Origin of the sequence: Acidiphilium sp. (assembly GCF_049977125.1) — a bacterium.
In the GTDB taxonomy this organism is placed as follows: Bacteria; Pseudomonadota; Alphaproteobacteria; order Acetobacterales; family Acetobacteraceae; genus Acidiphilium.
In genome coordinates this window covers 22815-45782 of record NZ_JBMFGY010000003.1, presented here as the reverse complement: position 1 = coordinate 45782, position 22968 = coordinate 22815, and the positions used below count along the sequence as shown (strand labels likewise).

24 protein-coding genes are annotated in these 22968 nt (G+C 58.9%); 14 read left to right on the top strand and 10 right to left on the bottom strand.

The features are described from left to right. Window positions 1-72: 72 nt before the first annotated feature. From gph to ACP5E6_RS01045, 9 genes are all read left to right on the top strand, one after another. Window positions 73-753, top strand: coding sequence for a phosphoglycolate phosphatase (gph, locus tag ACP5E6_RS01085; protein ID WP_427950494.1), 681 nt, complete (start codon window positions 73-75; stop codon window positions 751-753). Window positions 754-815: 62 nt separating this feature from the next. Next, on the top strand, window positions 816-1286 hold the full coding sequence (locus tag ACP5E6_RS01080; RefSeq protein WP_427950491.1) for an SUF system Fe-S cluster assembly regulator: 471 nt from the start codon (window positions 816-818) through the stop codon (window positions 1284-1286). A gap of 8 nt (window positions 1287-1294) precedes the next feature. Next, the gene (gene sufB / locus ACP5E6_RS01075) at window positions 1295-2746 is read left to right on the top strand and encodes a Fe-S cluster assembly protein SufB (protein WP_427950488.1); all 1452 of its coding nucleotides are present in this window, start codon (window positions 1295-1297) and stop codon (window positions 2744-2746) included. A gap of 10 nt (window positions 2747-2756) precedes the next feature. After that, window positions 2757-3500 (top strand): Fe-S cluster assembly ATPase SufC, encoded by a 744-nt coding sequence (gene sufC, locus ACP5E6_RS01070; RefSeq protein ID WP_427950486.1) that lies wholly within the window; start codon window positions 2757-2759, stop codon window positions 3498-3500. After that, window positions 3497-4708: a Fe-S cluster assembly protein SufD gene (sufD, locus tag ACP5E6_RS01065; RefSeq protein WP_427950484.1), complete on the top strand. Its 1212-nt coding sequence runs from the start codon at window positions 3497-3499 to the stop codon at window positions 4706-4708. The genes sufC and sufD overlap by 4 nt, the downstream gene beginning before the upstream one ends. Beyond that, on the top strand, window positions 4705-5949 hold the full coding sequence (locus tag ACP5E6_RS01060; protein ID WP_427950481.1) for an aminotransferase class V-fold PLP-dependent enzyme: 1245 nt from the start codon (window positions 4705-4707) through the stop codon (window positions 5947-5949). Before sufD ends, ACP5E6_RS01060 begins: the two co-directional genes overlap by 4 nt. Then, complete coding sequence (gene sufU / locus ACP5E6_RS01055) at window positions 5946-6395, top strand: Fe-S cluster assembly sulfur transfer protein SufU (RefSeq protein ID WP_427950478.1); 450 nt, start codon at window positions 5946-5948, stop codon at window positions 6393-6395. The genes ACP5E6_RS01060 and sufU overlap by 4 nt, the downstream gene beginning before the upstream one ends. Then, window positions 6388-6753, top strand: a complete 366-nt coding sequence (locus tag ACP5E6_RS01050; protein WP_427950476.1) for a DUF59 domain-containing protein — start codon at window positions 6388-6390, stop codon at window positions 6751-6753. The genes sufU and ACP5E6_RS01050 overlap by 8 nt, the downstream gene beginning before the upstream one ends. 11 nt (window positions 6754-6764) lie before the next feature. Beyond that, complete coding sequence (locus tag ACP5E6_RS01045) at window positions 6765-7136, top strand: HesB/IscA family protein (protein ID WP_427950474.1); 372 nt, start codon at window positions 6765-6767, stop codon at window positions 7134-7136. Here the strand turns inward: ACP5E6_RS01045 and hisI are convergent. The 4 genes from hisI to ACP5E6_RS01025 all read right to left on the bottom strand — a co-directional run bounded on the left by hisI (window position 7127) and on the right by ACP5E6_RS01025 (window position 10510). Further along, window positions 7127-7477 (bottom strand): phosphoribosyl-AMP cyclohydrolase, encoded by a 351-nt coding sequence (hisI, locus tag ACP5E6_RS01040; protein ID WP_427950472.1) that lies wholly within the window; start codon window positions 7475-7477, stop codon window positions 7127-7129. The genes ACP5E6_RS01045 and hisI overlap by 10 nt on opposite strands. Beyond that, complete coding sequence (gene metC / locus ACP5E6_RS01035; RefSeq protein WP_427950470.1) at window positions 7474-8730, bottom strand: cystathionine beta-lyase; 1257 nt, start codon at window positions 8728-8730, stop codon at window positions 7474-7476. Before metC ends, hisI begins: the two co-directional genes overlap by 4 nt. Then, window positions 8727-9569, bottom strand: a complete 843-nt coding sequence (locus tag ACP5E6_RS01030) for a sulfurtransferase (RefSeq protein WP_427950467.1) — start codon at window positions 9567-9569, stop codon at window positions 8727-8729. The genes metC and ACP5E6_RS01030 overlap by 4 nt, the downstream gene beginning before the upstream one ends. A 65-nt stretch (window positions 9570-9634) precedes the next feature. Then, a complete protein-coding gene (locus ACP5E6_RS01025; protein WP_427950578.1) occupies window positions 9635-10510 on the bottom strand; it encodes a helix-turn-helix domain-containing protein in 876 nt (291 codons plus the stop codon). Between the two features lie 307 nt (window positions 10511-10817). Here ACP5E6_RS01025 and ACP5E6_RS01020 point away from each other — a divergent pair, with 307 nt between their 5' ends. Both ACP5E6_RS01020 and ACP5E6_RS01015 read left to right on the top strand, forming a co-directional pair. After that, the gene (locus tag ACP5E6_RS01020) at window positions 10818-11201 is read left to right on the top strand and encodes a YraN family protein (RefSeq protein WP_427950465.1); all 384 of its coding nucleotides are present in this window, start codon (window positions 10818-10820) and stop codon (window positions 11199-11201) included. A gap of 72 nt (window positions 11202-11273) precedes the next feature. Then, entirely contained in the window at window positions 11274-13322 is a 2049-nt protein-coding gene (locus tag ACP5E6_RS01015; RefSeq protein ID WP_427950463.1) for a hypothetical protein, read from the top strand. Window positions 13323-13331: 9 nt separating this feature from the next. Here the strand turns inward: ACP5E6_RS01015 and gabT are convergent, their stop codons facing one another. Genes gabT through ACP5E6_RS00985 form a run of 6 tightly spaced genes read right to left on the bottom strand, consistent with a single transcriptional unit; the run spans window position 13332 to window position 18626 of the window. Further along, complete coding sequence (gabT, locus tag ACP5E6_RS01010; protein WP_427950461.1) at window positions 13332-14609, bottom strand: 4-aminobutyrate--2-oxoglutarate transaminase; 1278 nt, start codon at window positions 14607-14609, stop codon at window positions 13332-13334. Beyond that, complete coding sequence (locus ACP5E6_RS01005; protein ID WP_427950458.1) at window positions 14606-15283, bottom strand: 3-oxoacid CoA-transferase subunit B; 678 nt, start codon at window positions 15281-15283, stop codon at window positions 14606-14608. Before ACP5E6_RS01005 ends, gabT begins: the two co-directional genes overlap by 4 nt. Before the next feature lie 10 nt (window positions 15284-15293). Further along, window positions 15294-15995, bottom strand: a complete 702-nt coding sequence (locus ACP5E6_RS01000) for a CoA transferase subunit A (protein WP_427950455.1) — start codon at window positions 15993-15995, stop codon at window positions 15294-15296. Window positions 15996-15999: 4 nt separating this feature from the next. Continuing rightward, complete coding sequence (locus tag ACP5E6_RS00995; RefSeq protein ID WP_427950452.1) at window positions 16000-17172, bottom strand: acetyl-CoA C-acetyltransferase; 1173 nt, start codon at window positions 17170-17172, stop codon at window positions 16000-16002. 58 nt (window positions 17173-17230) lie between these two features. Beyond that, a complete protein-coding gene (locus ACP5E6_RS00990) occupies window positions 17231-18265 on the bottom strand; it encodes an alpha/beta fold hydrolase (protein WP_427950575.1) in 1035 nt (344 codons plus the stop codon). Then, complete coding sequence (locus tag ACP5E6_RS00985) at window positions 18246-18626, bottom strand: hypothetical protein (protein ID WP_427950450.1); 381 nt, start codon at window positions 18624-18626, stop codon at window positions 18246-18248. Before ACP5E6_RS00985 ends, ACP5E6_RS00990 begins: the two co-directional genes overlap by 20 nt. A 344-nt stretch (window positions 18627-18970) precedes the next feature. Here ACP5E6_RS00985 and phaR point away from each other — a divergent pair, with 344 nt between their 5' ends. From phaR to ACP5E6_RS00970, 3 genes are read left to right on the top strand one after another with little or no spacing between them, the layout of a single operon-like run. After that, window positions 18971-19567 (top strand): polyhydroxyalkanoate synthesis repressor PhaR, encoded by a 597-nt coding sequence (gene phaR / locus ACP5E6_RS00980; protein ID WP_427950447.1) that lies wholly within the window; start codon window positions 18971-18973, stop codon window positions 19565-19567. After that, window positions 19564-21954 (top strand): glycoside hydrolase family 15 protein, encoded by a 2391-nt coding sequence (locus tag ACP5E6_RS00975; RefSeq protein ID WP_427950445.1) that lies wholly within the window; start codon window positions 19564-19566, stop codon window positions 21952-21954. Before phaR ends, ACP5E6_RS00975 begins: the two co-directional genes overlap by 4 nt. A gap of 20 nt (window positions 21955-21974) precedes the next feature. Further along, a complete protein-coding gene (locus tag ACP5E6_RS00970) occupies window positions 21975-22910 on the top strand; it encodes an NAD-dependent epimerase/dehydratase family protein (RefSeq protein ID WP_427950442.1) in 936 nt (311 codons plus the stop codon). Window positions 22911-22968 lie beyond the last annotated feature (58 nt).

Below are 22968 nucleotides of genomic sequence, written 5' to 3'. Positions count from 1 at the left end.
AAACGCAGCGGTAGCCTTGCCGCGTTGCTTATGTCAAAGGCTTAACGGTCACATCGAGTTTCGGAGTATGTCATGCCCCTGGATAATGCGAATCACAAAGCGGTTGTGTTTGATCTAGATGGAACGCTGATCGACAGTCTGCCGGATTTAGCGGGGGCGTTGAACCGATCGCTCGCGCGCCATGGCAGCCCTCCGGTCCCGTTGACCGAGGTTGCGCCGATGGTCGGTGACGGCGCCAGGGTTCTTCTCCACAAGGGTTATGCGGCCCGCAATCTGCATCCATCGGACCATGATGAGGCGTTTTTTCTCGCCGATTACGAAGCGCATGTCACCGATTTGACCAAACCGTTCCCAGGAATTCCGGAAGCTCTGATCGCGTTGCGCGATTCCGGTTACCAGCTCGGCCTGTGTACTAACAAGCCCGAGGTCTCCGCTCGCATAGTGCTGTCAGCTCTCGATCTCGATAAATTTTTTCCGATCGTGGTGGGTGGGGATGCCACAACCCATCGCAAGCCGGATCCCAGACATCTTGCGGCCGTATTAGCGGCGATGAATGTCGCTAAAGATCAGGCTGTGATGATCGGAGATCATGCCAACGACATGGCAGCGGCTTCGGGACTAGGAGTCACGGCTATTTTCGTGACTTGGGGTTACGGACGAACCGACGCGCCTGTGCGAGTCGACCGGGCGATTGATCTGCCAGAAATGGTCGCCCGGGTATTTGCGGACAGGGACGCGCTACTCACATCTTGACGGCCGCGTTTCAATGGCCCATCTACGAAACAGGACTACGGTAGTCCGCAATCGAGTGAGCCATGTTACGATTATCTCGTCTGACCGATTATGCCGTCGTTGTCTTGGTGCGATTGTCTCGCGCCAATGATGTTGAGACTGCACCAGGCATCGCTGCCGCGACTGGTATACCGGAGCCAACGGTTTCCAAGGTTTTGAAGGGACTTTCTCAAGTTGGTTTGGTCTCCTCGCAGCGTGGAGCCCATGGTGGGTACCGATTGAACCGCTCACTTGCTGCGATTCCTGTCGCAGATGTGATCGTCGCGATCGACGGGCCGATTGCCCTGACAGCATGTGTCGAAGGAACCGGTGGGTCGTGTGATAGCCTTTCACTTTGCCCCATGGCCGGGCGCTGGGGCGTCGTAAATGACGCTATCAGCGATGCGTTGAATTCGATCACCTTGGCTGACATGCAGAGAGACGCAGTACCAAAGCCCCTGCGATTCGACGCAACCATAAAGCCGGCCCCGCGCGTAGTTTCCATTGTTGAATAGAGGTTCTTATGGCCGCCGTTTCTGAAACAATCGACACTATCGATCGTCTAGCCGATGGTGGTTACAAATATGGTTTTGAGACAGATATTGAAATGGAGTTCGCGCCGAAAGGTTTAAATGAAGATATCGTACGCCTGATTTCTGCCAAGAAAGGCGAGCCGGAATGGCTGCTGGAGTGGAGATTGAAATCCTATCGTGCGTGGTTGGCGATGGAGGAGCCGAATTGGGCGCGTCTTCGCCATCAAGCAATTGATTATCAGGATCTGTATTACTACGCAGCACCGAAGCGGCCCGCTCCGAAGTCATTGGCGGATGTAGATCCTGAATTGATTAGCATGTACGATAAGCTGGGTATCCCGCTGAACGAAAGGGCCGCATTAGCCGGCGTTGCAGTTGACGCCGTGTTCGACAGTGTTTCGGTTGCAACTACGTTTCGCGACAGTTTGGCAAAAGTCGGCGTTATTTTTGGTTCGATCAGCGAAGCGGTGCGCGAGCATCCGGAACTGGTACGGAAGTATCTTGGTAGTGTCGTGCCGGCGGGCGACAATTACTTCGCCGCATTAAATAGTGCGGTATTTTCCGACGGTAGCTTCGTCTTCATCCCGCGCGGTGTGCGCTGTCCGATGGAACTTTCTACATACTTCCGTATCAATGCGCGTAATACCGGACAATTCGAACGCACACTTATCATAGCGGAGGCGGGTGCCAGCGTCTCCTATCTTGAAGGTTGTACCGCGCCGATGCGTGACGAAAACCAGCTACACGCGGCCGTGGTAGAATTGGTTGCACTTGATGAAGCGTCGATCAAGTATTCGACAGTTCAGAATTGGTACCCAGGCGATTCACAGGGCCGTGGCGGCATCTATAATTTCGTGACCAAGCGAGGGGCGTGCCGGGGGCGGAAGTCGAAAATCTCCTGGACCCAAGTTGAAACCGGCTCGGCAATCACCTGGAAATATCCTTCATGCATCTTGCAGGGTGAGGGATCATCGGGTGAATTCTATTCAGTGGCATTGACCAATAACTATCAACAGGCCGACACCGGAACAAAGATGATCCATCTGGCCCCGAATACGACCAGTACGATCATTTCGAAAGGAATTTCCGCCGGGCATTCCAGCAATACCTATCGCGGATTGGTGCGGATCATGCCCAAGGCGCATGGCGCACGGAATTTTACCCAGTGTGATTCGCTGCTGATCGGCGATCAATGTGGCGCGCACACGGCCCCCTACATCGAGAGCCGCAATCCAAGCGCAAAGGTGGAACATGAAGCCACGACGTCAAAAATCGCGGATGATCAATTATTTTACTGTCGTTCGCGAGGATTGTCAGAGGAGGATGCGGTCGGCTTGTTGGTGAACGGCTTCTGTCGCGACGTGTTGAAGGAATTGCCAATGGAGTTCGCGGTCGAAGCACAGAAATTGCTCGCGGTTTCACTCGAAGGCTCGGTGGGTTGAAGGACTGAATATGCTTGAAATCAAGGGATTGACCGCGAAGATCGATGGCAAAGAGATTTTACGGGGGATCGATCTGATTGTGCCAGACGGTGAAATTCATGCCGTCATGGGTCCGAACGGCGCCGGAAAATCGACTCTGTCATACGTGCTCTCGGGGAGGGAGGGTTACGAAGTCACCGGTGGCACCGTGACCTTCAACGGGAGCGACCTTTTGGCCATTTCTCCGGAAGAGCGCGCTGCGGCCGGCGTCTTTCTCGCGTTTCAGTATCCGGTCGAATTGCCCGGCGTCGGCAATGCCAATTTCATCCGCACTGCGTTGAACGCGGTGAGGCGTGCGCGCGGATTAACCGAGCTCGACGCTGTGGCGTTTCTAAAAGAGGCCCGAGCTGCGATCAAGGCGTTGAAAATGCCGGATGACATGCTCAAGCGAAACGTCAACGTCGGGTTTTCTGGAGGCGAGAAGAAGCGTAACGAAATTCTCCAAATGGCACTTCTTAGGCCTTCATTGGCGCTACTGGATGAGACCGATTCCGGGTTGGACATCGACGCTTTGAAGATCGCTGCCGATGGTGTGAATGCTCTGCGTGGTCCCGATTTCTCCGCGCTGGTGATTACCCATTATCAGCGTCTGCTCGATCATATCGTGCCAGACAGGGTGCATGTCCTTGCCAACGGGCGCATTGTCCGGTCCGGCGGTCCTGAATTGGCCTTAGATCTCGAAGCAAATGGTTATGCGGGTTTGGAAGCGGCATGAGTGCCACAAATTTCCTCGACCGGATTGATTTTTCCAGGCTGACCGGGGCGGCGGCACAACGCGAGGCAGCGGCCGACCGCTTTCGGGCTCTTGGCTGGCCGACCCGAGCCAACGAGGCGTGGCACTATACCGATCTTAACGCGCGACTAAAGTCGTTTAATCTCACATTGGCGACAAGTGGTGGCGATGTCGCTGGAATGGTGCCGGATACCGAGTTGCCATGTGTCGTCTTCACTAATGGACGCTACGATGAAATACGATCTACGGCGTCGTCGTTCGTTACGCGTTGGCGCGGTGATGATGTAAACGTTGTCACTCCCGATTTGCCTATGGTGACATTCAACACTGCTGTTGCTGAGGATGGGGCATGTGTAGCGGTCCCTGACGCGACCGATGCAGGAACAATGTTTCTTGTTTCGGCCGTGAATGTTTCAGACCAAGCTGTCATCACGCCTCGTCACCGTGTTTCGATTGGTGCCGGGGCTTCGTTGACGCTGATCGAAATTGCACGCGGCATTGGTTCATATCTCCATAGTCCTGTGGTTGAGATCCTCTTGGGCAAAGGCGCAGTGTTACGTCACTATCGTCTGCAGGACGACGCGCCCGCGGCCGTTCATGTCACAACCGTAGTGGTCACCATCGCTGAGGATGCCAGTTATCAATCCTTTACCCTCAATTGCGGCGCCAGACTAAGTCGGAATGAAACCCATGTCTCGATGATCGGATCTGGAGGTGATGTTCATCTGAATGCGGCTCAACTTCTTTCTGGCGCCCAGCTTGGCGACGTCACGACTGTGATCGCTCACGAAGCGCCGCATTGTGCATCTCGCCAGACGGTGAAGTCTATTCTGGCCGGATCGGCGCGCGGCGTGTTTCAAGGACGCATTGAGGTCGCAAGAGGCGCACAGAAGACTGACGGATATCAGATGAACCAGACGTTACTGCTCTCGCCTGACGCTGAGATTGACAGTAAACCGGAACTTGAGATTTTTGCCGATGACGTGAAATGCAGCCACGGAGCCACAATCGGCGCGCTCGATCCGGAACAGATATTTTATCTGCGCAGCCGGGGCATTCCGGAGTCGCAGGCGCGTGCCATGCTGGTGCGTGCGTTCCTTGATGAGGCGCTGGAACCCGTGGCTGATCATGCGGCACGGATACTCTTTGAATCCGCTGTCGAGGCTTGGTGGCAAGAGGATGTGTTATGAGCGCTGCGGTGCAGCACGATGGTTTTGATGTTGAGCGGGTGAGGGCGGATTTTCCAATCCTGTCTGAGTTGGTTCACGGCAAAAATCTTGTGTTCCTGGACAGTGCTGCGTCAGCGCAAAAGCCGCGTGCGGTGATCGATGCGATGGTTCGGACCATGCAGACGCGATATGCCAATGTGCATCGTGGACTGCACTGGATGAGCGAGCGATGCTCAGATGATTATGAGGACGCACGCGACAAGGTCGCGGCATTCCTGAACGCCGCGCGTGAGGAGATCGTGTTTGTCCGTAACGCGACCGAAGGGGTCAATCTGGTTGCACAGACCTATGGTCGATCGGCACTGAAGGCCGGGGACGCCGTTGTCATCAGTGAAATGGAGCATCACGCCAATTTAGTACCGTGGCAGATGCTGCGCGACCAGCACGGAATAGAGCTTCGCATTGCGAAAATCACCGATGCTGGCGAACTTGATTTCAACGATCTGCAGCAGATCTTTGCCGACGGCCGGGTACGATTGCTTGCAATCACCCACATGTCTAATGTACTGGGCACCTACACGCCGGTCGATCGTCTGGCACGATTTGCCCATGATCATGATGCTAAAATACTTCTCGATGGTGCGCAGGCCGTAGTCCATCGTGCGGTGGATGTTCGCGCGATCGATGCCGATTTTTATGTATTCTCAGGCCACAAGCTCTATGGTCCAAGTGGCGTCGGCGTGCTGTACGGCAAGCGCGACCTGCTTGATGCGATGCCGCCATTCATGGGCGGTGGCGATATGATCAGCAGTGTAAGTTTTGAAAAATCAACCTGGGCCGCGCCGCCGTACCGGTTTGAGGCCGGCACGCCGGCGATCGTGGAGGTGATCGGGTTGGGAGCCGCGATCGATTACGTCAGCGCGATCGGGTTCGACGCGATCGCGGCACACGAGCGCAGCCTTACCGATCATGCGATGGCGGTGCTGGCGACAATCGATGGGCTACATACGTTGGGGCGCGCACAAGATCGAGGGGGCGTAGTCGCCTTCACACTCGATGGGGTTCATGCGCACGACGTCGCAACTTTACTCGATAAACAAGGCATCGCTGTGCGGGCCGGTCATCATTGTGCGGAGCCGTTGACTCGTCGTCTCGGACTCGACAGTACGGCCCGCGCATCGTTCGGGATCTATACGACCCACGGCGAGATCGACGCCTTGGCGGCCGGTCTACGTCGGGTACAGCAGGTATTCGGGCGATGAGCGCCACCAACGCCGATGATCTATACCAAAATCTGATCATGGATCGGGTGCGTGCCCCTCGCCATGCCGGTGATCTCGCGATTTTCGATGCCGAAGCGGAGAGTGATAATCCAATGTGTGGCGATCGGGTTCATCTTCGAATCCGCTGCGAAGGCGCTCGGCTCGGCGCTTTACGCCACGAGACGCGTGGCTGTGCAATTTGTGTGGCGGCTGCGGATTTGATGGGTGATGTTGTGGTCGGCAAAGCACGCGCAGACATCGACGATCTGGCCGAGGCGTTCAACACCATGATCGCCACCGGTGCGATCCCGGAACGCGCTGATTTTGCCGAGTTACGCGCCTTGGCAGGCGTGCACGGTTATCGCTCGAGGCACCGGTGCGCGACATTGCCGTGGCAGGCGTTGCGGGCGGCATTGGGCAAGACGATGGAGGTTCATCATGGATGAAGATCTCGCGCAATCGCAGCCGATCACGACATGGACACCGGATGGTGAAACGGCACCATTGATCACGGAGGATGCTGTGATCACTGCAATTGCAACCGTATATGATCCTGAAATTCCAATCAATATTTTTGAACTTGGTCTGATTTACGCCATCGAGATTGAAGGCAGCCGGGTAAAAGTTGAAATGACTCTTACAGCACCGGCTTGCCCGAGTGCGCAGGAACTACCCGAATCCGTTCGTCTGGCTGTCGGCACCGTGCCAGGAGTCAGTGAGGTCGAGGTGGAAACCGTATGGGATCCTCCATGGGATCAGTCGCGGATGAGCGATGAAGCGCGCCTTGCGCTCAATATGTATTGAGGGATGTTCTCATGATCACGTCACAGACGACAGATAAGCCCGTGCGGCATAGCCTGCCGCCCCTCATGCAACTTACCGATGGCGCGGCCGATCGGCTACGCCATCTCTATCTTAAAGGTGACGCTGGCAAATTGCTGCGAATAGGAGTGAACAACAAGGGTTGCTCGGGTATGTCATACCAGATGGACTGGGTTGATGAGAAGTCTCCCAGTGACGAGGTGGTAACCGACAAAGGTGTGACAGTGCTAGTCGACCGGAAAGCAACATTGTTTTTGATTGGAACGGTCATGGACTACAAGGAAGATAAATTTACCTCAGGGTTTACGTTCGAAAATCCTAACGAAAAGGGCCGCTGCGGCTGCGGTGAAAGCTTTCACGTCTGATCGATATTGCCGTCGGCGTGAATTGTTCGAAAGAAGCAGTTATGAGCACCCGTATGGCAAGCAGGGCCGGTCTGATCGACTAGAATAAGGAGCGTATCGCCGTCGCAATCGATCCGCATCTCGATCAAGCGCTGCGTATGGCCGGACGTCTCGCCTTTTCGCCAGAGTGCCGTTCGGCTTCGACTGTAGTAGCAGACTTGGCCGGTTCGAAGTGTCTCGCTGATCGCTTCAGCGTTCATCCACGCCATCATGAGAACTTCGCCGGTGTCGTATTGCTGGGCGATCGCCGGGATCAACCCCGCTGAATTGAATTGTACGACATCGAGCATTTTTGCGATCATGCCGCCGACTCAGGATTATACAAATCCTGCATTTCATCGGCGAGGCACGGCGGCGAAGCGCAGACCATCTTCTGCTGGCCGCGCAGAATCGCAAATCCCGCATCGAGGTCGGCGATCAGATCATCCACATGCTCCAGACCGATCTGCAGTCGGAGCATCTCACCACCGAACGAACCGGTCCCTTCGCTGCGGGTAATTGTGTAACTGGTTGGCAATGCCAGGCTTTCATAGCCCCCCCATGACGCGCCGATCCCGAATAACTGCAACGAATCAACCATAGCGGCAACCGCTGCATAGTCGAACTGGGGTTGAAACACGAGTCCGAATAGACCGCAGGCTCCGCTGAAGTCACGCCTCCAGAATTCATGACCCGGGCAGGAGGGCAGGGCCGGGTGCAGAACCCGTTGCACTTCGGGGCGGTCGTTCAGCCAATGCGCGATCCTCAATGCGTGGTTAGCCTGTTGATCGAGGCGCACATTAAGGGTCCGGGCTCCCCGCAGGGCCAACCAACAATCGTCAGGCGAAGCATATTGGCCGAGATCGAGCGCACCGTTGCGCAGCCACACCCAATCCTCCTCGCTTGCCACCGTGATGGCTCCGAGTACGATATCCGAATGGCCGCCAACGTATTTGGTCAAAGCCTGAATGGATGCATCAACGCCATGGCGAAACGGTTGGAACGTTCGTATTCCCCAAGTATTATCCATGAAGAGCTTGGCGCCGCGCTCATGGGCGACCCGTGCCAGCATCGGCACATCCTGCACCTCGAAGGTATGGCTGCCAGGGCTTTCTGAGAAAACGACCCGGGTGTGCGGACGCATCAGTCCAACCAGAGTCTCCTCGCTTACCAGCGGATCATAATAGGTCGTGCTCACGCCATATCGCGCCAAAACAGTATCGCAGAACCTGCGGGTTGGTCCATAAACCGAATCGGGCACGAGCAAATGGTCGCCCGATTTCAGGAACGCAAGCAATGGGGTGGTGATGGCAGCAAGCCCCGACGACACAATCTGGCAGTGGCTCCCTCCTTCGATCTCCGCGACCATCGTTTCGAGCGCAAAATGGGTTTCGCTGCCATACAGGCCATAAATTTCTTCCTGTTCAAGCCTGCGTTTGCCAATTTCACGGCGTGTGGCACAATTCGGATAAAGTACCGTAGAACCTCGTACGAGCTTAGGGTTGACGTAGCCGTGCGACTTCACAGGCCGGCGGGCGGCGGTGGAGATTCTGGTCTCGAAATGATGGTTGCTCATGTCATTTTCTCCACAGGGGTATCGGGCGCGCCGCCCCATTCAGCCCAAGACCCGTCGTAGAGTGCACCGATCGGTAGGCCAGCGCAAACCAGCCCCAACGTGATCAGCGCTCCCGTGACGCCGGAGCCGCACATGGTAACCGGCTTTGTCTCCGGCGCTACCCCCCGCGCTACGAACATATTGCGCAGGATTTCAGCTGAATGGAGCGTACCATCCGACCGAATGAGTTCTGTGAACGGCAGCGAAACCGCTCCCGGAACATGGCCGCCGCGCATGCCAGGGCGCGGCTCGGGGACAGCCCCAGAAAACCGCCCGGCCGCGCGCGCATCCAAAAGGATTTCAGCCCGTGATTCCAGATTGACCTCGATTTCGGCGCGGCTGCGCACGAGCTCCGGTCGATAACGCGGTATGAACCGCCCGCGCGGCCGCGGCGCTGCGGCACCAGATTCGAACGCGCGCCCCTCAGCACGCCATTTGGGCAGCCCGCCGTCGAGAACTTGGACGTTGTCATGACCAAACAGCGTGAATAGCCACCACGCTCGGGCAGATGAGAAAAGCCCCCGTTGATCATAAACGACAATCCTGCTCGTATTGGAGACACCAAAGGCCTCAACCGCCTCGGCAAACTGGTCTGCCGGTGGCGCCATATGGGGAAGCGGCGACGAAAGGTCGCAGATCAGATCAACATCGAAGAACGCGGCGCCCGGAATATGAGACTCGTGAAACAATTCATATGCATTCTGTGTTTCGGTCGGCAGATAGAATGACGCGTCAAACAAGATCACTTCTTGATCGGCGCGGAGATCATCGAATTCAGTTGTTGAGATGAGCGGGTCCATGACGTCGATTTAGCGTGTGGGATGATATTTGTCTCCCCGCTGGCCATCGCGAAATTGCAGGATCATCATGCCTTGGCGGATAAGAGTGCCCGCATCTGCTTCGCTGCGGCTTGGCCCTTGATCGCATCGCGCCACGTGGATTCGGCGATGCGTTGATGCGTCATCACCGCATCTTCGGCGCTGGTGATCATAGCAACGCCAGATTGGGCGTTAGGCGGTGCATCGGTCGGAAACGGGTTGATCGCCAGCGAGGCTCGTTCGCGGGTTCGAAGCAGCATGAACGGCCCGTTCAACTCGGCACCCGAGATCAATCCAAACTGCAAGCCAATCGGTTCGCTCTCCATGAGGTCGGTCATCCGCTCGACCTCATGGCGGGCAACCTCGCGGCAGAGCGTACGCAGACGATCCGACAAGGGCAGAACGCCAGCAACGCCGTCTTCAATGAACCGTTGCACCGCGGCGGTAGTGAAAATTGCAATGATTGAAGGACGCCGGGCAATGAACATCCGTTTGCGTGACACTAGCGCGCCCAGAACCTGCTCAGCCGCGGTCCGAGCCATATTTCGATCGAGTCCATTCAACTCAGCGTTTTCTTCGAAAATCTGGGCTAACAACGAATCGTACTCGTCGGACGTCGTTAAGTAGCAGATCGGACCATACAGCTGTAGAATCTGGTCGGCTGTCTCTTCAAGTTGACGGATTCTCTCAAGGTATCCGATGGGACGACTATAGTATTCAACGCCAATGCCGAGCAGCGTCAAGGGTGATATTTTCAAAAGCTCCGCAAGCCGCTTGACCGTGTCGAGCTTGATCACCTCACCTTTCTCGTACCGATAAAGTGCCGCGCGCGATACGCCCAGCCGTGCGGCGATTTCCTCGGCCTTCAAGCCGGATTCCATCCGGTAGGCTCGCAATTGTTGACCGATCTCGTTAAAGTGCATCATCCAACGTCCCCGCTCATAGCCCGGCCGCAAGCCGGAGTTGACGCGTCCCGCGACACAATCCGGATTACGCCACTGAAAAATCTTATCATGAGTTCAAAAAATGAAAGTCTCATAGAATTTTGCCCGCTAACGAGACGTAGCCACTAACTATGATGAAGGCAATGGAGTTTTTCGAGAAATCCAAAAAATCATCTAGTCTCCTTAAAAAACAACCTGAGTTAGAATGGATTCCAATAGTCAAACCTAATTTTGGTTGTAATTTGCCGCGGCGTAGTCTCGATTTTATGAAAATGTTCCAGAACTCATGACGAACCCACGATCGAAAGCGGCGCGCGTTAAAGCCGATACAATAGGGCGCGACGCCGAATCGCTTGTGTGCACCTGGTACGAATCGCGTGGATTCCTGACGCATGCGCGCCGCCTTCGAACCCCCCGTGGTGAGATTGATCTGATCGTAAGCAACACGGACACGCTTGTTTTCGTTGAGGTCAAAGCCCGGCGCAGTGCCCGTGTGGCGGCGGAGTCGGTAACTCCTCGCCAACAATCCCGATTGGTCGCGGCAGCCGAGATCGTTCTGGCCACGAATCCGTCATGGCAGCGCGATGCGATCCGTTTTGATGTCATGCTTGTTGTTTCTGGTAATCTGGTTGCAATCCCAGACGCGTTTCGGGCCAGCGACCGCCAATGAGTCAATCTTGCCCGGTAGATTCCACGGCGATCATGATGCGATAGCCGCCGCTTTGCGGTATAGAACTGGCCCATGAAAGTGACACCAAGCCACCCCGCCCGCCGAATCCATGCCAGCCACCGCGATGAAGCTGAGCGGATTGCCGCCTTGATCGAACGGGATGTGACCTTCTGGTCGTTGCGCGTCGGCGAGTGGCAGATCACGCCGACTGGCCCCGATCTCGAACTTGGCCGTGACGGTGGGCCAATTATTGGTGCAGCGGATACCGTCGCCGTTAGCTTGGTTCTGGCTCGATTGGCTGGTGAGTGGTTGTACCTGACGCGATGTGGCATTCCGATTGCTCTTGCTGGATTGGCTGCGGCGCGATCCGCGGCGCATTTCGCGACTGCCGAGCATTTCACCGTCGACGATCGGATAGCTTGGGTTCTGACGATGGCCGACGAACGGCCACCCACGATCGCGCGCCTAGATCTCGTCTGGGCGTCGCTCAGTCGTTATTGGACCGGTAGCGGGTCTGAATTGTCGCCATCCGATGCCGCAAGGATCATCGATCTCTGGACCGGATTGGGCACGGCCGAGGCGATCATGGAAACCGGTGGCGACATAAGGCTCCTGCGCGACCCCCAGACCGATCTAAACGGATACGGTTGCAGCCACCGGCCGCGACCCTGGGCCGTCACGTTTGCCTCTTCAACCGCGTCATCGGTGTCCGAACGCGGATACGAAGCGGCCGATCGCGTGCGGGTACGGCTCACCGCTACCATGCTGCGGGCCGGCAATCGCAAGGCTTTGGTTGCCGAAGCCGGCGCTGTGTGCCGGGCGATCGGGCGCAGTTTCGGGTTACCAACGGGCGGTGCCGTCGTGCTGGCCGCCTCCGGCACCGACAGCGAGTTACTGGCCCTGGCGCTCAGTCATCTTGCGGCGCCGGACCGCCAGATCACAACGATCCTCCTCGCTCCCGAGGAGACCGGCAGCGGCGTACCAATGGCAGCAATCGGTCGGCATTTCGCAATTGACACCGCAAACGGGCACGACGTCGCCAAAGCATCACCGATTGCCGGTTTCCGCCCGGATACCGAATTTGTCACCATTCCACTGCGTAATGATGAGGGGGACGTCCGGCAATCGGCCAATGTCGAGGCAGATGTCACCACCGCTGTCGCGGCGGCGATCGGTGCCGGGCGGCGGGTCATTCTGCACGCGCTGGACTTATCCAAGACCGGGTTACTGGCCCCATCTTTGCCGCTGCTACGAACTCTTCGGGCGCTCTATGGCACTCATCTCGATATCGTCGTGGATGCCTGTCAGCTTCGTATGTCGCCGCTTCGCCTGCGCGAATACCTCGAACTCGACGCTGTGGTGCAGGTAACCGGCTCAAAATTCCTGACCGGCCCCCCGTTCGCAGGGGCGGCGCTACTACCGCCGCCTGTCGCCGCGCGTCTGGCCTCAGGCAAACTACCTGCGGGGCTCGATGCCTATTTCAGCCAAGGTGAATGGCCGCGCAAGGCAACTGCGGCGCGGGGGCTGCCGGTTGGCGCCAATTATGGTCTGTTGCTGCGCTGGCGAGCCGCATTGGCTGAATATCGTGCATTCGTTGCCGTCGGGGAATTGCGAAAAACATCGGTGATTGAACGATTTCGAACGACCGTGGAGCGGGCGATTAATCGCCATGGTATCTTCGTCCTGCAATCGGTTCCGGCGCTCCAGCGCAGCGGCAACCAATGGGACTGCCAGAGGACAATTTTTGCATTCGCCGTGCGTTGCCAGGCGATGTCCGACGAATTACTTGATCCGACCGCCATGCGTTCGCTCTACCGCTGGTTGAACGCCGATTGCTCGGCTCTGTTCGTAACCGGCGTCGATCGCCACATCGCCGGGCGCATCTGCCATATCGGCCAGCCGGTCGTCCTCCCCAATCGCCACGGCGGGCAAACCGGTTGGCTGCGAGTTTCGGCTGGCGCACGGCTCATTTCGGGCGAGCCATCCCACCGCGGCCTTGCAATCGAACGCCGGCTGCAACGCGAGATGGAGGATCTTGCAGTGATATTCGACAAAATCGCCCTTCTGCGCCGTCATTGGGACCGTGTCGCGGCAGCCGACCCGGTGGCGCGATACCGCTGATAGGTTCGATCAGGCCGCCAGAGCGACCTCAAGCACGGATAAACCCTCCTCGAGGATCGCATCACTAACGGTCAGCGGCACCAGAAGGCGGATCGCGTTGGCATTCACCCCGCAGGAGAGCAGAATCAGCCCGTGTTCGCGCGCGCGGGCGAGCACCGCTCTGGTTTGATCGGCGTCCGGCACATAGCCACCGCGATCCTTGACGATATCAAAGGCGATCATGGCACCAGGACCCCGGATCGCCGTAATCGGAACCACATCATTACGTGCCGCGATACGGTGCAGCCTCGAGGTGATGGTGGCACCGATGACATTGGCGCGCTCGACTAGTTTTTCCGATTCAATGACATCGAGAACCGCAAGTGCGGCGACACAGGCGAGCGGATTTCCGGCGTAGGTGCCGCCGAGGCCGCCAGGTTCAGGCGCATCCATCACTGTGGCCCGGCCAATGACGCCGGAGAGGGGAAATCCGCCGGCCAGCGATTTGGCAATTGTGATCATGTCGGGTTTCACGCCGGAATGTTCGATGCCAAACATCTTGCCGGTACGGCCGAATCCGGTTTGCACTTCATCAGCGATCAACAGAATGCCGTGCTTGTCGCAAAGCTGGCGGAGTGCCACGAGCAACGCCGTGGGCGCAGGAATGAATCCGCCTTCACCTTGGACCGGTTCGATCAAGATGGCGGCGACACGAGAGGGTTCGATATCTGCACGGAACAGCATGTCGATGGCGCGCAGACTGTCGGCGACGGTGACGCCGAACGGCTCGAACGGGAAAGGTGCGTGATAGATTTCGGCAGGCATCGGCGCAAAATGCCGTTTGTAGGGCAGCACCTTGCCAGTCATCGCCATAGTCAGCAGCGTGCGCCCGTGATAGCCGCCCGCAAAGGTGATGATGCCGGGACGACCGGTCGCCGCACGGGCAATTTTAACGGCGTTTTCCAGCGCCTCAGCACCAGTCGTTAGAAAGATCGTCTTGGATGGCCCCTCGATCGGCGCGATACTGTTCAGCCGTTCCGCGAGAGCGATATATGATTCGTATGGAGTCACCTGAAAGCACGTATGGGTGAACCGCGCCAGCTGCGCCTCGACGGCGGCAATCACCTTCGGATGGCGATGACCAGTATTTAGCACCGCGATGCCGCCGGCAAAATCGACGTAGCGCCGGCCCTCTTCATCCCATAATTCAGCGTTCTCGGCACGCGCGGCATAGACTGGATGGGTGATGCCGACCCCACGAGGCACGGCGGCCGCATGACGTGCCTGCAGATTGGTATTGGTGCTCATTCCTCGACCTCCTCGATGGCGCGACGATGCGCCGTGCTGTGGACCACGAAATCGGCTTCGGTCGCAGCGCGAATCTCATCGATCGTCACATCATCCGGCTTGTCGATCAGGATCAGCGAGGGTGTTTTGGTCTTGTCGATCGAAAATACCGCCAGATCAGTAATGATCATGCTGACGACCCCTTTGCCGGTCAACGGCAGATCGCATGATTTCAGGATTTTTGGCGCGCCTTTGGCGGTGTGCTCCATCAAAACCACGACGCGTGGCACACCGGCAACCAGATCCATTGCCCCACCCATACCTTTGACCATTTTGCCCGGAATCATCCAATTCGCCAGATCGCCATTTTCAGCGACCTGCAGGGCACCGAGAATCGAAATATCGATATGCCCCCCGCGCACCATGCCGAACGAGGCGGCGCTGTCAAAATAGCTAGTGGTCGGCAGTTCAGTGACGGTCTGCTTACCGGCGTTGATCAGATCGGCATCCTCGTCCCCTTCGAATGGAAATGGGCCAATGCCCATCATGCCGTTCTCCGAATGGAGCTGGACGGTAATGCCTTCCGGGATGTGATTGGCGACCAATGTCGGAATCCCGATCCCGAGATTGACATAGAAGCCATCCTGAAGTTCGTGAGCCGCACGGGCTGCCATCTGGTTGCGGGTCCAGGCCATATTCGCTCTCCTATGCGCGCTTGCGAACGGTGCGCTGTTCGATCCGTTTCCGCACCTGATCGAGCGCTACGATACGTTTGACGAAAATGCCGGGGGTGATGATGTGATCACCGTCGATACTGCCGGCGTCAACCAGATGCTCGACCTCGGCGACGGTCATCCTGGCTGCGCTCGCCATGACTGGATTGAAGTTGCGCGCGGTCTTGCGGTAAACAAGATTACCCTCGGTGTCGCCCTTCCACGCATGAACGATTGCGAGATCACCGACGATTCCGCGCTCCATCACGAAATATTTGCCTTCGAACGCGCGCGTTTCCTTGCCCTCCGCGACCGCTGTGCCATAACCCGTCGCCGTATAAAAGGCGGGAATTCCTGCTCCGCCAGCCCGGATCCGTTCGGCTAGCGTCCCCTGCGGGTTGAATTCGATCTCCAACTCGCTCGCGAGATACTGGCGCGCGAACGTAGCGTTTTCGCCCACGTAAGACGAAATCATTTTCTTGATCTGGCGAGATTCAAGAAGAATGCCAAGACCCTCGCCATCAATACCGGCGTTGTTCGATACCACGGTGAGATTGCCGACGCCGCTTTCCCGAATCGCTTCGATCAGCGCCATCGGCACACCGCACAGACCGAAGCCGCCGGACAGAATCGTCATCCCGTCGCGCAGAACGCCAGCGAGCGCCTCGGTCGTGCTGTTGAAAACCTTGCGCATCGGTTCAGCGCTCAACACACATGGCGACGCCCATGCCGCCGCCGATGCACAGGGTCGCGAGGCCCTTATGGGCGTCGCGTTTCTGCATCTCGTTAAGCAGCGTCACCAGAATGCGCGCTCCCGATGCGCCGATCGGATGGCCGATGGCGATAGCGCCGCCATTGACGTTCACTTTTGCTGGATCGAACTGAAGACTCCGGGTGACCGCGCATGCCTGCGCGGCGAACGCCTCGTTCGCCTCAATCAGATCGAGATCGTTCACGTTCCAACCTGCGCGGGTCAGTGCCTTACGCGACGATGGAATCGGTCCTGTGCCCATCAGGGCGGGATCGACTCCGGCGGTGGCGAAACTGGCAATGCGCGCGAGCGGGGTGAGTCCACGGCTGGCGGCATTTCTGGCCGTCATCACGATCAGAGCGGCGGCGCCATCATTGAGACCCGATGCATTGCCAGCCGTGACCGTACCGTCCTTCGAAAAGGCGGGCTTGAGACGCGCCATACCTTCGAGCGTCGAGTCAGGCCGGAGATATTCGTCATCGGTCACGACCGTGTCACCCTTGCGGCCCGCCACCGTCACTGGCGCGATCTCATCCTTGAACCGACCCGACCGCTGCGCCGCCGCCGCTTTCTGCTGCGACGCCAGGGCAAGCGCGTCCTGATCCTCGCGGGTGATCTGATAGGCGCGGGCAACGTTTTCGGCGGTCGTACCCATGTGATAGCCGTTGAACGCGTCCCAAAGCCCGTCCTTGATCATGGTGTCGATCAATGTGAGGTCGCCCATCTTGGTGCCGGCGCGCATATGTGCGCAGTGCTTGCTCATCGACATGCTCTCCTGGCCACCGGCCAGCACAATATCACTTTGACCAGACATGATCTGCTGAGCGGCGAGGGCGACGGCACGCAGGCCCGAGCCGCAGACTTGGTTGATCCCGAAGGCGGTCTTGTCATCGGGAATGCCGGCGTTGCGAGCCGCCTGGCGGGCCGGGTTCTGCCCGTCGCCGGCACTCAGGACCTGTCCAAGAATGACCTCGTCGATTTCGTCGGCATTGAGTTGAGCGCGCTCTATCGAGGCCTTGATCACAATCTCACCGAGTTTATGGGCCGGTGTCGTGGCAAAGGCACCATTGAAACTGCCGACGGGCGTACGCGCCGCTGCGACAATCACGATGTCATCCATGGTCTTGCTCCTCACTTCTTGATGTTGTTGCAAGCATAACCCGGTTGGCTGATCGCGGCTACAGGCCACGGACCCAATTCAGGAAGGGTTGCCACAGCGCGGTCGGCGCGTTGACGCCGGCGATCATGCCGATGTGTCCGGTGTTCGGCCTGATGCAGGTGGCATGCGTGATGAGCGCCGCGAGAGCGGAGGATGAGGCGGGCGGCACCAGACGGTCCCGCTCCGGGATTGCGCACAGGACGGGCATGTCGATCCGGGCAGGATCGACCGCCAGGCCCGCAATCCGCCAGGCACCGCAAGCGGGCGCGTTCTCGCCATACCAATGCGCGATCGCTTCGCGGGCGATCGACGCCGGCAGTGGAACGCCATCATTCAACCAGTCTTCCAACGCCACAAAGCGCCGTGCCCGCGCCGTCTCGGGGTCAAGGCGTGCGAAATCACGATATTTATCGGTGACGCCAAACGGATCGATGGTTGCGAACAGCATCTGTAGCGCATCGATCGGCATGGTGCCGGTCATGCGCATCATCGGTTCCATTACCGACAGGGTGGCTCCCATGCTGCGGGCCGCCTCGGCGTTTTCGGCGTGAAAATCCCACGGCGTCGCGAGCAGCGCGAGAGCGCTCACCCGCGATGGCAGGCGTATCGCGGCGGCAAGCGCTAACAAACCACCCATGCAATAACCCGCGAGAATGACCGGCCGGTCGAGCGCCTGGATCATGCGTTCCAACCGCCCCGCGATATAATCGGTCAGGGTGAAGTCGCGTTCGAGGCCACCCGGCCAACCCCAGTCCACCAGCAGCGGGTGCGTGTCCTGCGCCGCCAGATAGCGCAGGAACGAGGCGTCTTCCGCGAGATCGAGAATATAGGCCCGATTAATCAAACTCGGGACGAACACAATCGTGGGACCGGAACCGCCGTAATCGAGCAGTCGCGTTGGCCCCTCAGACCAGATCACCGGCGGATCGATCAATGTCCGGCGATAGGGGTGACACCTATAGGCGGCGATGCCGGCGACCAGTTCGCTGTCGTATCCAAACGCCTGGGTGAACGCGGCGGCGATCGTTTCAGGATTAGTCGGCTGGGCGACCATCGCGCTCAAATTGTGCCAAACGTGATTCCAATGCGGCGATGCGGCGTTCAAACTGCTCGAACGCATCGCGGCCAGGGTCAGATGCAGTAAAATCGGCCGGGGACCGCGACGCCGCATCGGGCCGGGAGGTTCGGGGCGCGTCATGCCGGGTCGTGGCCGGGATACTCGAAGCCACGGCTGAAGCCACCCGCAGCCACAGCGCGAGTAATCCGTCCCACACCTCGTGCAGTTCGCGATCCTCTGCCATCGCGTTGAATTCGCTCTGCCATAGGGTCGCCCAGTCGCGGGAGAAACCAGCGTGGTTCCCGTCCGGTTCCACCGGCGCGGTTTCGCCATCGTCTCCCCATCTGATGTCGGTCATGAGGCATCCTGAAAACCGCGTTGCATCCCGGGTTCCTACCGCGAAACTGATAGCACGTGCCAGAGCGGGTGATGCCAGGGGCTAGCTTGTCACCACGTTTTCCGCGACGAATGTCCTGCGGGGGCGCCGAGTTCTGACGGTGGCGAACCGTTCGATCGTGCAGTACCGCGACCCCAGTGGCTACGATCACGACCATCGGAGAGACCGGAGCCATGCTGGAAAGGTTTCGCTATCGCCGCTCCGCTGGCAATTTTCAGGGTTCTCTGCCATCTTGTCGCAGCGCACCACAATTTACCCACAGGCACGTGGCGGATTGCATCCAGCGTAAGGAGAAGGTGATAACGATGGCTCAGGCACCGGAAGAAACGGCGGCAGCACAGGTTGTCGTCAAAAAATACGCTAATCGACGGCTCTATAATACCGAGTCATCGTCATACATCACGCTTGAAAACCTGTCCGAGATGATCCGTGCCGGTCGTGATTTTGTGGTGTACGACGCTAAAACCGGGGACGACATTACACGCTCGGTGCTCACTCAGATCATCGTCGAGGAAGAGAATAAGATCGGCCAATCAATGCTGCCGACAAATTTCCTCCGGCAGCTTATCGGGCTGTATGGCGATAATATGCAAGGCATGGTGCCGCGTTATCTCGAGTCAGCGATGGCGCAGTTCAGTCGCCAGCAAGCTCAGATGCGCGCGGCGATGCAACAGACCATGGGCAGTTTCCTTCCGCCCGGCATGGAAGAAATCGGGCGCCAAAACATCGCCATGATGGAACGCGCGATGAGTTTGTTTGCGCCCTTCACCCCGCGTTCGGAGGCGGCGTCCGAGCCGGGTGCCGATGTCACTCACGAGGAAATCGGCACGTTGCGCAGCGAGGTCGATCGATTACAGGCCGAACTGGCGGCGCTGAAAGCCAGTCAAGCAAAGCGCGCATGACGCAGGCGCCCGGCGGTCCTGGCCTGCCGCCACGGTGGACATCGAGTGCCAAGGATGGCGTCGGAACCGCATTGTCGCCCCGCAGCGCCGTCTGGTTCACCCATAGCCACGGCATTCTGGATGAAATCTATTACCCGCGCGTCGATCAAGCATGCACCCGCGACTGTGGATTGATCGTGACCGATGGTCGCGCCGGCGGTGTCTTCGTCGAGGAAAAGCGGAGTACCACCACCGAAACCAGACGTCTGGCCGACGGTGTCCCCCTGTTCACCATCCGAAATACCTGTCTACAACACCGGTTCGTGATCGAAAAAAAGATCGTTTCCGATCCGGTCCATGATTGTGTGCTGCAACACATCAGATTGATCCCGTCCGAGGGCGTCACCGGGTTACGCCTGTTCGTTCTACTTGCCCCGCATCTGGTCAATGGCGGAGCGCACAACACGGGTTGGGTAGGACACTATAAAGACCAATCGATGCTGTTCGCCAGCGGCGATGGCACGTCCCTCGCGCTAGCCTGCTTGTCAGGATTGCGGGCGAGCAGCGTCGGCTATGTCGGCTCGTCGGATGGTTGGCAGATCCTGCGGCGTCACGGCAGCCTCGCCGAAATTTTCGAGCGCGCCGAGGATGGCAATATCGCCTTGGTGGCCGAGATTGACGCAACCGCCCCGGTTCTGCTCGCGATCGGCTTTGGACGCAAACCCGAAGAGGCGGCGTTTCAGGCCGCAGCGAGTCTGGCGCGTGGCTATCATCGCGCCGAAACTGACTACGCGGCGAACTGGCGTCACTGGCAGGCCGTCCTCGAACCGCTCGACCCGGCACAGCCGACCGGTCCGCATAATTTTTATCGGGTCAGCACCGCGGTGATGCGCTGCCACGAAAGCCCGTTGTTCCCGGGCGGATCGATCGCGAGCCTCTCGATCCCCTGGGGCGCCAGCCAGGGCGACGATGATCTGGGCGGCTATCATCTGGTCTGGCCGCGCGACCTGGTCGAGACCGCTGGTGCGCTTCTGGCGTGCGGCGCCCTCCCCGACGCACGCCGGACACTTGATTACCTCCGGATCATTCAAGAGGCGGACGGCCACTGGCCACAGAACACTTGGCTCGATGGGTCCGCCTATTGGGGCGGCCTGCAGATGGATGAAACCGCCTTCCCCGTGCTGCTGCTTGATCTGGCATTCCGCAATGGTGCCGTCGCCGAGACCGAACTGTGCGACTACTGGTCAATGGTTCGACGGGCCTGCGCCTTCATCATATCCAACGGTCCGGCAACCGGGCAGGATCGTTGGGAGGAAAACGCCGGCTATACGCCCGCTACCCTTGCCGTTGAAATCGCCGGATTGCTGGCGGGTGCCGAAATCGCGGAACGACTGGGCCACCATGCCGTCGCCAGCTTCATCCGCGATACCGCCGATGCGTGGAACGCCGATATCGAGAGCTGGATCTATGTCACGGGCACCGATCTCGCCCGAAGCTGCGGCGTCGATGGATATTATCTGCGAATCGTTACCGATGGAATCCGCGATCTATCCGGCGCGACAGGACACGGTCGCATCGCGGTGAAAAACCGGCCGTTGGGCGAAGCATCGATCCCGGCTGAAGAGCTGGTCGGGGCCGACGCGCTGGCCCTGGTTCGCCTCGGCCTACGCTCGGCTCATGATCCCCGCATTCGCAACACAATCACCGTGATCGATCATCTGACCCGGGTTGATCTGCCCCAGGGCCCGGTATGGCATCGCTACAACAGCGATGGTTACGGCGAACATCACGACGGCCGCCCCTTCGATGGCACCGGCCATGGTCGTGCCTGGCCGCTTCTGACCGGCGAACGCGCCCATTACGCGATCGCCGCCGATGATCTTAACGGTGCCGCCGCCCTGCGTGCCACCATCGAAGGCTGTGCCAGCGAGGGTGGCCTGCTGCCGGAACAGGTCTGGGATACCGAAGACATTCCCGAGCATGAGTTGTTCCGCGGCCGCCCCAGCGGTTCTGCAATGCCGCTTGTCTGGGCGCACGCCGAATATGTGAAATTGCTGCGCTCGCTGCGCGACGGGGCGGTGTTCGATCTGCCACCGCAGACGGTGCGGCGCTATCAGGTCGAACAGGTTCAGCCACGATGCCGAGACTGGCGTGAGGCTTGGCGCCGCAGCAAGATCCCCGTGGGACAGATGTTGCGGATTGAACTCGCCGACCCCGGAGTGATCCACTGGTCCGACGATGACTGGGCAACGAGCCATGAAGTCGCGACCACAGATTCCGGCCTGGGCATCAACGCAGCGGAACTGCCATCGGCGCGGTTGAGTGCCGGACGTTCGCTGGTTTTCACCTGGCGTCGCGTCGACGGCAGCTGGCGGGGTGAGAACTTCGCTGTCGCTGTCATCGCCTGAGTTCGGGAGTCGTCCAGGTCGTGAGCACTCAGACGACGGTTCTGGTCAGCGGCGCTTCCGGTTTCATCGGTCGCGCGGTTACCCGTCATCTGGCAGACTCGGGATATGAGGTCGTGGTCGCGCTGCGACGCGCACGCGACATCCCAGGCGCGTCGCGTCAGGTAGACGCCGGAGATCTCGCTGCGCCCGATCCGGCGCTTGCAAATGCGATGCGCGGCGTGGGGGCCGTGATTCACGCCGCCGGCCTCGCACACCGCTCCGGCGTCGACCCGACGGCGATGGCCGCAGCCAATGTGACCGCTGCGCAGCGTGTCGCGGAGATCGCGGCGTCGCGCGGAGTGCCTCGTTTGATCCTGGTTTCTTCTGCGGCAGTATTTGGTAAATCGCGCCCAACGATCTTTTCGGAAGCGAGCGTTGAACACCCGGACGACGATTATGCAAGGAGCAAGCTGGACGGCGAAGCCTCAGTGCGAGCCGCGCTGGCAGGAACATCGACACGATTGACCATTGTACGCCCCTGCGCCGTTATCGGGCCCGGTTGCGCTGGCAACATCCCCCGGCTGGTCCGGCTAATCCAGTCGGGGTGGCCCTTGCCCTTCGCCACGATCGACAATGCGCGCAGCTTCATCGCGGTATCTGATCTCGCAAGACTGATCACCGCGACCATTGGCGCCGCGTCACCCCCCGATGTGGTGATCGCCGCGCATCATGCCGCGATTTCAACACCCGATCTGGTGCGTGCGCTGGTGCGCGGTCTCGGCGTGAAACGCCACCTCGTCCCGGTACCACCCCGATGGCTCGAAATTGCGGCGATCGTCGGCGGCAAAGGGACACTCTGGCAGAGTTTCGCCGGCTCGTTCCAGGCGGATGTCGCGCTGGCGAGCGCTCGGTTGGGATTTTCGGCCGCTACCCCCATTGCCACCGCCCTGGAGACGACGGCCCACAGTCTACGGTAACATGATACCGCTTTATCTCCTCATTGACCGTTTCAACGCTTTCTTGCATAAGCCCGCT